General features: G+C 76.3%; 1 protein-coding gene. It reads left to right on the forward strand.

Annotated features, from left to right (window positions below; all coding sequences use genetic code 11):
* Window positions 1-187 precede the first annotated feature (187 nt).
* Window positions 188-532, forward strand: a 345-nt coding sequence (locus L0P92_RS44855; protein ID WP_234768863.1) for a hypothetical protein, incomplete at its 3' end; no start/stop codon positions are given.

A 532-nucleotide genomic window follows, 5' to 3' on the forward strand; every position in this document is an offset into this window, starting at 1 on the left:
GATGGGACGGGTAGGGGCGGCGGGGGCGAGGAATGCCGGGGCCGCACCACCGCCGGGTGACAGAGAACGGACGTTATCCACAGCCCCCGGCACCCGCCCCCGCAGCGACGTACGCTGGAAGCCCCCGGCCCACTACACGCGTCGGGCCCTTCGTGTTGCCCACCCCCCGGACGGAAGCGCCCCCTCCATGAGCCTGCACGGTCTGCTCGACGCCGTAGTCAAGGACACCGCCCTCGCGGAAGCGATCACGGCGGCCGCAGACGGCAACCGCATGCACGTCGACCTGGTCGGCCCCCCGGCGGCCCGCCCCTTCGCCATCGCCGCCCTCGCCCGCGAGACCGACCGCCCGGTCCTCGCGGTGACGGCGACGGGCCGCGAGGCCGAGGACCTGGCGGCGGCCCTGCGCTCGCTCCTCCCCTCGGAGGGCGTCGTGGAGTACCCGTCCTGGGAGACCCTGCCGCACGAGCGCCTCAGCCCCCGCAGCGACACCGTGGGCCGCCGCCTCGCCGTCCTGCGCCGCCTCGCCCACCCC

The organism is Streptomyces muensis (assembly GCF_021474425.1).
Lineage (GTDB): Bacteria > Actinomycetota > Actinomycetes > Streptomycetales > Streptomycetaceae > Streptomyces > Streptomyces muensis.